This window comes from Hymenobacter profundi, from assembly GCF_019334315.1.
Classification (GTDB): Bacteria; Bacteroidota; Bacteroidia; order Cytophagales; family Hymenobacteraceae; genus Hymenobacter; species Hymenobacter profundi.
On record NZ_JAHWGL010000165.1, the window covers coordinates 1 to 5,966 of the forward strand.

The 5,966-nt window shown below is 54.3% G+C and carries 6 protein-coding genes; all 6 read left to right on the forward strand.

The genetic code is table 11. The annotated features are described in order from the left end of the window. Positions 1-343: 343 nt before the first annotated feature. On the forward strand, positions 344-562 hold the full coding sequence (locus KYK14_RS22240) for a hypothetical protein (RefSeq protein ID WP_343217148.1): 219 nt from the start codon (positions 344-346) through the stop codon (positions 560-562). A 294-nt stretch (positions 563-856) separates the two neighbouring features. Beyond that, on the forward strand, positions 857-1,414 hold the full coding sequence (locus KYK14_RS22245) for an ATP-binding protein (protein WP_246601975.1): 558 nt from the start codon (positions 857-859) through the stop codon (positions 1,412-1,414). A gap of 800 nt (positions 1,415-2,214) precedes the next feature. Beyond that, positions 2,215-2,601, forward strand: coding sequence for a curli production assembly/transport protein CsgE (locus tag KYK14_RS21285; RefSeq protein WP_219161683.1), 387 nt, complete (start codon positions 2,215-2,217; stop codon positions 2,599-2,601). Between the two features lie 36 nt (positions 2,602-2,637). Next, entirely contained in the window at positions 2,638-3,069 is a 432-nt protein-coding gene (locus tag KYK14_RS21290; RefSeq protein ID WP_185284744.1) for a curli production assembly/transport component CsgF, read from the forward strand. A gap of 15 nt (positions 3,070-3,084) precedes the next feature. Then, complete coding sequence (locus KYK14_RS21295; protein WP_219161684.1) at positions 3,085-4,470, forward strand: CsgG/HfaB family protein; 1,386 nt, start codon at positions 3,085-3,087, stop codon at positions 4,468-4,470. A gap of 60 nt (positions 4,471-4,530) precedes the next feature. Beyond that, positions 4,531-5,966 (forward strand): hypothetical protein (locus tag KYK14_RS21300; protein WP_219161685.1); only part of this gene is annotated, 1,436 nt, incomplete at its 3' end.

Below are 5,966 nucleotides of genomic sequence, written 5' to 3' on the forward strand. Positions count from 1 at the left end.
ATGCGCCTGCTTGCGAAACAAAAACAAGTGTTCCATCTGACTGAAATTGATGGTCAACCTATTTTAGGACGAGACACAAAAATTTGACAGCACAGCCCTACTGAGGCTTTAAGTTCGTACGCTTGCGCTACCCTAAACAGGATTATGAAGATAAGGTAGTAAATCAGCCGTTAGCAGCCTGCCTGTTTAACGCCTACATTTGGCAGCATCATTTCCCCATTATCTTGTCCGCATGCCGCCTGCTATCCACGAGAACCAGAATACCGAATGGAAAGAGTCATGGCGTGACGAGTATATCAAGTAGCTCTGCGGCTTTGCCAATGCGCAAGGCGGCACGCTCCTGATCGGGCTAAATGACTACGGCCAGGTGGTGGGTATTGCCAATAGCCGCCAGCTGCTGGAAGAAATACCCAATAAAGTCCGCGACCTGCTCGGCATCCTCGTGGATGTGCACAGCTGTCAGGAGGGGGAGCGGAGCTACCTGGAAATTGTCGTGGAGCCCTACCCGTATCTCATCAGCCACAAAGGGCAGGCAGTGCCACTACCGCAGTGGCAGCACTAAGCAGGAGCTAAGAGGCGCGGCCCTCGACAAATTTCTGCTGCGCAAGCAGTACAAGCACTGGGACGGGGTACCCGTGCCGGGTGCCGACGTCACTGCGCTGAGTTCCCCAACGCTGGAGCTGTTCCGCCAGAGCCGGGGAACTCAGCGGCTGTGTCGATGCCGATGTGCTACTGGACACGGACAGTATGCTGCTGGAAAATCTGCATTTGTTGGAAGGAGACTACTTGAAGCGGGCCGCCATTTTGCTATTTCACCCTACTCCGGAGCGGTTTGTGACGAGGGCGTATCTAAAAATTGGCCGCTTCGCCACGGATGATGACCTACGCCTACCAGGACGAAGTGCACGCCCCCCTATTTGACCAGATTGAAAAAGGGTTGGACCTGCTGCTGACCAAGTACTTGGTTGCCGGTATCACCTATGAGGGCGTCCACCGGCAGGAGGAGTTCCTGTTTCCGCAAGAGGCCCTGCTGAACGCCTTGGCGCATAAGGATTACAGCGGCGGCGCGCCGGTGCAGATCAGCGTGTACGACGACCGGGTGATCTTCTGGAACGATGGCCACCTGCCTGAACACTGGACCATCGAAAACCTTACCCGCAAGCATCCTTCGCGGCCGCTCAACCCGGACCTAGCCAATACGCTGTTTCGGGCGGGCTACATTGAATCGTGGGGCCGCGGCACGCTCAAAATGATAGCCGAATGCCGTCGCCATGCGCTGCCGCGCTACCGCTTCGAGGCGGGCGGCTGCACCGTCAAGTTTTTCAAGTATATGGAAGCCTCCTTGCAGGCAGAGGGCCTGCGCAACCAATTGGTTACCATTATGCTGTCGGTTCAGGCTTCAGGAGCCATTTAATTCGGCGGTGCAGCAGCTCGTGGATGTGAGCAAATCCACCGCCACGCGCTTTCTGAATGAGTTGGAGCGTCTCGGCTTCCTGCTAAGATCAGGGACGACCGGGGTGGGGACCGAGTACGTGCTAAAGGGTTCACGCCAGCTGACGTTAATCCGAATAAGTAATACAAAAACTGTCCTAAATAGACCTGGACGCTGATTCCAGTGCTATATAGCACGAAGAGGTAAGGGTTCACTATGGGCTCAGCTGACACACTAGCTGGCGCTTATTTCGTTTTTAATGAGCGTTTACTTCTTGAAATTGCATACCTATAGTACATACGGGAGGCGACCATTTGCCATACAGAGGCAAAAGCAGCGCAAGGTAGGAGGCAGTAGTCATGGAGTGCTGATACAACCAATCCTCGGGTAAGAGACAGGCAGGTGTGCTCTGCACACTCCTCCCCCACAATGTCGTATCGTATTTGGCTTTACAGAAGGATGATTGTATTTTATGATAATTCTATTAAATATTTATATCATATACAGATATTATAATTTATATTTACCAGATCAAGGTGGCAATTCTTTATCCTACTCGTTGTTAGTTAATCTTTTACTTGATTATGTGGTGGTGTGGTTTAAGGCAACAAAGCAGGCCATTCTATTGCCTATGCCTAGTGGTACTATTAGGTCTGCTCCAAAGCAGTAGGGGGTACGCTCAAACGGCGCCCTCACCCGCCCCAGCCGCAAAACAGAAGTCTGCTTCACCCAACGTGCCCGCTGGTACACTCCCGGCGTCTAAAGTAGAGGAGGCGTTGCGCATGCTGCTGCACACGACCTCTGCCAACCCGGATCAGATGGCCACACAAACGGTACTAGAAATCGAAGGACTGGTTATCGACCAAACGTTAACTAAGATAGGGCACGACTTCTATAGCCTCTTTTACGCGCAGTGGGATGTGCCAGCATCGTTGGGAGCGTACACAGTCGTTGTGCGGGAAAGGCCCAACAGAGGAATAAGCGCCCTTATTTCCATTGAGGCCAATGACGACATGATAGTCGAGATGCCTTTATTGCCTAACTACGAAGCGATGGAAGAGGCAGTGACCTATGCACTTGGCTTGACCATAGCACACTTGGTGACTGCCCATAACGTCAGTCAGCAATTGGAAAAAGCAGCCGACGACCCTGGTACCGAGGTGTATTAGGCATTTAAATCCTTCTTATGCTACTCATTCTATAGTATGAAGCTAGTTATACTGAAAGCATTCTTGATTGGAAGCATAGTAACCATAGCCAGCCAGCAGGCGGCAGCCCAGGATATGGTGTACAGACCCATCAATCCGGCGTTTGGCGGCGATACATTCAATTATCAATGGCTGCAAAGCTCGGCGCAGGCCCAGAACTCGCTGAAGGACCCCGCCGCGCCGCAGGCCTACACGCCGTTAGATCCGCTGCAGCAGTTTCAGCAAAGTCTAAATCAACAAATCTTGGGGCAGCTGGCCCAGCGCCTCGTTGGCAACCAGTTTGGCGCGGGCACCGATCCGCTGAAACCCGGCAACTATACCGTGGGCACCTACCAGATTGGCATCAACCCGAATGGAGGTGGCTTTTCCATCAACATTCTGGATACGAGTACAGGTAATCAGACAACGATTACTATTCCAGCTTTATAAGTTAGTGGCTGTACAATGAGGGTAGCTGCTGGGTTTTATCGTTGTATTGCAGCTGTATGGCTACTCGCCCTGAGTGGTTGTGCCGCGTACTTTCATCAACCGCTGGGGGAAGAGCGGGCCCGTCTCGGGGCGGAATTGCAAGGCAACAGCCTGTTGCAGCAGCTGCCCGCGCCCAAGGAGCGCCTGGTGGTAGCCGTCTACAAGTTTCGGGACCAGACCGGGCAGTACAAGCCCACAGACAACGGCAATGGCTTTTCGACAGCCGTTACGCAAGGCGCCACGAGTATTCTCTTGCGGGCGCTAGAAGAGTCACGGTGGTTCAACGCCATTGAGCGCGAAAACCTGGGCAATCTGCTTAATGAGCGCAAGATTATCCGGTCCAGCCGGGCCGAGTATTCGCAGCTCACAGGCAAACCACAGCCCGTGCTACCCTCGCTGCTGTTTGCGGGCGTGATTCTGGAAGGGGGCATCATCTCTTACGATGCCAACGTGCTGACCGGCGGGGCAGGCCTACGTTACTTTGGGGCGGGTGCCTCCGGGCAATACCGGCAGGATCGGGTTACGGTCTACCTGCGGGCAATTAGCACCAGCACTGGGGAGATTCTCAAGACTGTGTATACTACCCGCACGATTCTTTCCCAGCAAGTAGGCGCCAGTCTGTTCCGGTTCGTGAAGTTTCAGCGGCTGCTGGAGGCGGAAACGGGGTTTTCATACAACGAGCCCACTGAAATAGCGGTGAAGGATGCCATTGAGAAATCGGTGCAGGCGCTGGTGTATGAAGGCATACACGACGGACTATGGAGCCCGCGTTCTTCAGCCGACAGCACCGGGCCGGGTATTACGCAGTACTACCAGGAAAAAGTGGCGAATCAGCAGATTGATTTGCTGGGACGCGAGCAGCACGACCGGCGGGGCGTGTGGGGAGTAGCAGGAAGCGGGGCCGTGGTGCGTTACAGCGGCGACCTAAGTCGTCCGCAGGTGCAAGGCGGCGGCGCGGTTTCGCTGCTCTACCAGGGAGCTTCGGTGGGTCGGTGGGGCGCGGCGCTACACGTTGGGCAATTTGCTTTGGGAGCAGGCGACTACTTCCATCAACGATTCACCTACGCCGAATTGTGCGGGCAGTACCGGCTGTTTCCCCGCGAGCAATTTACGCCCTACGTGTTCGGCGGCGGCGGCCTTACCGTGCGCACCCCCCGACGCAGCACCGCCCTGTTGCCGCACGTAGTAGGCGGGGCGGGAGTGGAAGCGCTGCTTACCGACCAGGTTGGACTGGGCTTGGGCATTGATACGCACTACTATTTCTCCGATCAGCTGGATCAGCTACCGCTGGGACGCTACAATGATTTCTACTGGGGCGTGCGGGCTACCCTGACCTTCTATTTTCATCCTCCTAAAAGATAAGCGGGCTGCTTCGGCGGAAAACTTCCTTTTCATTTTCACCCTTTTATTCTTTCTACTCCCATGCAAAAACTTACCTTTTTGGCCGCCGCGCTGCTGACAGCGGGCACGGCCAGGGCGCAGAACAACACGCACCAGTCAAGTACCACCGGTGCCGACAACTCGGTGAGCCTGGTGCAGACGGGCCAGTACAACGCGGCGCAGGCCACGGTTACGGGAGATGGTAATACAGTAGGAGCCACGCAGAACGGCACCAGCAACCGCAGCACGCAGACGATAGCAGGTGTCGCCAACCAAGCGACCCTCGCGCAAATGGGTAGCAATAACACAACGACCCAAAGCGTGAATGGTCTCACCAACCAGATAACCGCTGCGCAAACTGGCCGCTACAACACGGGCACCCAGACCTTGAATGGTGAAAGCAACGAAGCTACCCTGTCGCAAACAGGCAACTACAACCAGGCCACGCAGACGCAAACGAATTCTACCAATGCATCCCGCGTAACGCTTACGCAGGTAGGAACCAGCAACATAGCTACGCAGCAGCAAAATGATAGCCCCCTTGACAACCTCGTTAGCTTATCGCAGACGGGAACGGGCAACAATGCCAAGCAGCAGCAGTCGGGGTTTCCATATTCTTTGTTAAAGGCGACGCAGACCGGGAATTATAATACGGTTATCCAGTATCAGCGAACCTACTTAGAAGGAGGTAGAGCTATAGTAACACAAGCCGGAGATTTTAACTATGCCAGCCAAACGCAAGAGGGTGGTAACACGGGTACTATCACGCAACTAGGTAGCAGCAACCGCGCTACTCAGGAGCAAAGCGAAGGCAAATTTGGTGGTAATACTGGCGGCATCAGCCAAACCGGCACCCGGAACCAGGCAAGCCAAATACAAACGTTTGGCTACAATGAAGCCACTGCCAATCAAAATGGAAGTGACAACATGCTCATGCAGACGCAATATGGTCAGGGCGGCAGTGTGTCTGCCACCCAGACAGGGAATAGTAATGTAGTGGAGCAGACGCAAGAGGCCTTCTATCTCAGTACTGGCAGATCTGCTGCTACCCAGTCGGGTAACAACAATCGGGCGACGCAAACGCAGGTTGGCGGCAGCCAGGCTTCTATCACTCAATCAGGCAAACGTAATACCGCTACTCAACAGCAGAACACGGGCTACTCAACTGCCATCACTACCCAAAATGGCAACGATAATAGTGCTACTCAGGTACAAAATATAGTGTATACCACGGTTACAGCTACCATTCTTCAGAATGGCAACAGCAACCAAGCCGCGCAGAAACAAGAACGTACTTTCGGCGACCTGACGGCACAGATCACGCAGCAAGGCAATGGCAATAAAGCCAGCCAAACCCAGACCAATAGCTTGAACGAGGCCATAATTGAGCAGATCGGCTCAGGCAACACAGCGACGCAAACGCAGGCGGGCGCTGGGGGCGCCGATGTGGCCCGCATGCGCATCCTGCAAGAGGGCAC